We start from the raw sequence: 3,639 nt of genomic DNA, 5'->3' as shown, positions 1-3,639 counted from the left end.
TGCGCCGGGCACGGGGCGCGAGGGAGGAACAATGCGCAACCGGACACTGAGCAAGATCGGCACACAGCTGTTGCGTCTGCGCCACAACTCGTCACAGAGCTCACAGGACCGGACGGCGCCGGCCGACTACGGGCTGGACGACAGGCAGGTCGCCGAATTCGTCGCCGGCACGCTGGACGCGGAGGGCGAAGCGGCGCTCGCCCAGCAGGTGGCGCGGCTGCTGCCCTTCCACTGGACCTGGCCCAACCGGGTCGCAGAGACGATGTCGCAGATCAAGGACCACTTCGGTGATCAGCGTGAGCTGATGGCCTGGCTGGATCGGCACCCCGGCCTGCCACGGCTGGTGGCCCGCCTGTACGTCTTCATGGGCCTCCTCGACACGTACAGCGCGGTGCCCGCGGTCGTGACCGCGATGCGTGAGTACCGGGAGCGGACACCGTATCCGCCGGGCCTGGAGCCCTACTTGGTGCCCGCCACCGATGACGACACGCTCGCGAGCATTGCTTTCGAGGTCGAGAAGCTGCTCGGCGAGGAGCGCACCCAGGAAGCTGTCGAACTGGCCTTGGCCACTGCGGCCTGGCTGCAGCAGATCGCGCCGCGCGCGCGGGAACTCGCTCCTGAGGTCGGCGACTTGGACGAGATGATGGGGCAGGCGCGGCAGGACATCCGGGCGGCAGCAGCCGACATGTGAACGCGCCAGTCGATGGGCGGTGAACGGCATGACGGTGAAACTGAACGCGAGGGCGTTCGACCACGCGAAGAAACTGGCTGAAGAGGGCCGGATCGTCCTGGACGACCGGGACGAGTGGAGCGAGCACCGGCCTTCGGCGGCGGACGAGAATGCCTACCTTGAGAAGCACGGATTCGACGAGTACGCCAGGTGGTACCTGGGCATCGACGACGAGATGGGTGAGGAGACCAAGGGCCGGTACAAATTCCCCTACGGCGATTTCGAGCGCGTCCACCGCTGCGGCGTGCTCTCCGCCAAGGTACGCGCCGGACAGCAGAAATACGCTGACATCGAGGACGCCGCCGAGCACCTCCACGGACTGCTGGACCGCCGGCGGCCCGGTGACCGGTGACAGCGCCCAAAAGTGCGTGCCAGGCCGGCGCACGGGGCCGCTTCCTCGTGGACTCGGTGCGCGCACACCTGTGACGGACCGAGCGGCACGGCCGGTGCTGGAAGCAGCCTTACGTCCACGAGGTGGAACATGCCCATGGCGTCCACCGCTTCCGGTTGCAGTGCAGCGGCTGGCACGCGGCCGGCTGGACGAAAGACGTCACGACACCCGAGGCAGCAGCGCTCGTGTTGGCCTTCGCCGCTGCCACCCTGGGGGTCAGACGGGAAGTACTGATTGGCGCCGGCGCCTGCCACGTCTGCCGGCCCGCTGACGCGCGGGCCATGGACTTCGGCCACCTGGGACGATCCCAGGCGTGCCGGACGTGAGTTGACTCCCGGTTGAGGTTCCGTTCCCTGAGCGTTCAACCGGTGAGTCCTGTCAGTGTCGTGTGTGCTTTCTAGGGTCCATGAGGCTTTCCGAAAGAAGGGGCTCATGGACTCTACGTTGGCGATCCGGGCTCGCGGCATCTCCAAGTGCTTCGGCGACGTCGTCGCGCTCGACGACGCCGACCTGGATGTGGCACAGGGACAGATCCACGGCCTGGTCGGTCCGAACGGCGCCGGCAAGACGACGCTGCTCGGTCTCCTTCTCGGCCTGACCGTGGCCGACAGCGGACGTCTGGAGGTCTTCGGCACGCCGGTGGGCAGGGCGTTCGAAGCGCCCGGCGGTGTCGCCGGGTTCGTGGACGGGCCGGGGCTGTACCCCTCGCTCACCGCGCGGCAGAACCTCGCCGCGCTGGCAGCTCTGCGGGGCGACGACACGCGGACGAGCGGGATCGACGACGTACTCGCACAGGTGGGGCTCACCGACGTCGCCGACGACCGCACCCGCGGCTTCTCCCTGGGCATGCGCCAACGGCTCGGCCTCGCCGCGGCCCTGCTCGGCAAGCCGCGGCTGCTCGTCCTGGACGAACCCTTCAACGGCCTTGACCCGGCTGGGAAGAGACACGTCCACGGCGTCCTCACCCGGCTGGCGCGGGAGGGAACGAGCGTCGTGCTCTCCAGCCACCGCATGGACGACCTGGAGGCCCTGTGTTCCGAGGTCACCATCCTCGCGACGGGACGGATCGTCTTCTCGGGGCCGCTGGGCAAGCTGGCCACCGAGAACCGTGAACTCGACTACCGGCTGCTGACGTCCGACCCGCAACGCGCACGCCGGCTGGCCGCCGACGCGCCGGGAATCCACCTGTCCGACGACGCCACGGGGCGCCAAGGTGGGGAGGTGCTCGTGGTGCGTGCGCCGGTGGCCGCCCTGGACGACTTGGTGGTGCGGCTCGTCCACGAGGGCGTCTCCCTGCGCGAACTCGCGCCGGTCGTCTCTCCGTTGGAGGCCGCGTTTCTGGCCCTGACCGAGCATCGGACGACCGATGCCCAGCAGCAGGAGACCGGTCGATGACCACAACCGCAAGCCCCACGCCGACCGCCGTACCGCGGGGAGAAGCACACACTCCCGCACCAGGCCGCGTCACAGTTGCCCGAAGCTACCGCTTCGAGGTCGTCAAGCTCCTCGCCCAGTGGCGGATCCGTATCCTGCTCCTCGCCTGCTGGATCGCGCCGGCGCTGTTCGTGGCCGGGGTGAGCGCGCAGAGCACGCTGCCCACGGACACCCTCTTCGGCCGCTGGATGCACGCCACCGGGTGGGCGGGACCGCTGGTCACGCTCGGCTTCGCCGGCACCTGGGCGCTTCCGCTGCTCACCTCTGTCGTCGCCGGCGACGTCTTCGCCTCGGAGGACCGGCTGGGCACCTGGCGCCACCTCCTCGTCGCCGTCCGCTCGCCCCTGCGGATCTTCGCGGCAAAGGCACTGGCCGGTCTCACCGTCGTCCTGCTGCTCGTGGCCGGACTGGCCGTCTCCAGCACGGCCGGCGGGCTGGTTGCCGTCGGCAACCGGCCGCTGGTCGGCCTCGACGGCCATCTGCTGGCGCCGGGGAACGCCGCCGGCACGGTCCTGCTGGCCTGGGCCTGTGTACTCGCCCCGACCCTGGCCCTCGCCGGAATCGGGCTCCTCGGGTCGGTCGTACTCGGGCGCTCCCCGATGGGTCTGCTGCTGCCCGCGCTCGTCGCGCTGGCGATGCAGCTCGCCCAGATGCTCCCGCTTCCCGTCGCCGTACGCCTCGCCCTGCCCGGCAACGCCTTCCTCACCTGGAACGGCCTGTTCACCGGCCCGGCGCAGCTCGCTCCGCTCCTCATCGGCATCGTCGTCGGCCTCCTGTGGGCAGTGACGGCTACGGCGCTTGCCTGTGTCCTCTTCCTGCGCCGGGACTTCACCAACCCCGCGGACGACGGCTCCGCACGCCGTGCGGTCGGCACGGCCGCCCTGCCGCTCGCGGGGCTGCTCGGCGTGACGGTCGCGGTCGTGGCGGCGACGACGACCACGGCCACCGGCTCCGGGATCGAGCAGGCCAAGGTGCAGAACGCGCTCGCCACCGAGTTCGCCCACCTGTACCGCACACAGACCGACCAACTCCACCGGCCCGCCGTCACCGAAGGGCCGTTGGGTGACGGCGGGCCGGTGGAGTT

At 70.2% G+C, this 3,639-nt stretch carries 4 protein-coding genes; all 4 read left to right on the top strand.

The window, feature by feature from the left end:
- The coding region (locus CCN33_RS29980) for a hypothetical protein (protein ID WP_244173990.1) at positions 1–691 on the top strand (691 nt) is incomplete at its 5' end.
- 28 nt (positions 692–719) lie between these two features.
- Positions 720–1,082: a hypothetical protein gene (locus tag CCN33_RS29975; RefSeq protein ID WP_086696458.1), complete on the top strand. Its 363-nt coding sequence runs from the start codon at positions 720–722 to the stop codon at positions 1,080–1,082.
- A 471-nt stretch (positions 1,083–1,553) separates the two neighbouring features.
- The gene (locus CCN33_RS29970; RefSeq protein WP_086696456.1) at positions 1,554–2,516 is read left to right on the top strand and encodes an ABC transporter ATP-binding protein; all 963 of its coding nucleotides are present in this window, start codon (positions 1,554–1,556) and stop codon (positions 2,514–2,516) included.
- Positions 2,513–3,639, top strand: a 1,127-nt coding sequence (locus CCN33_RS29965; RefSeq protein ID WP_107484024.1) for an ABC-2 family transporter permease, incomplete at its 3' end; no start/stop codon positions are given. The genes CCN33_RS29970 and CCN33_RS29965, both read left to right, overlap by 4 nt.

This window comes from Streptomyces recifensis (assembly GCF_002154615.1).
GTDB lineage: Bacteria > Actinomycetota > Actinomycetes > Streptomycetales > Streptomycetaceae > Streptomyces > Streptomyces griseoluteus.
The sequence above is the reverse complement of the archived record's forward strand: the minus strand, read 5'-3'. Positions and strand labels throughout refer to the sequence as shown.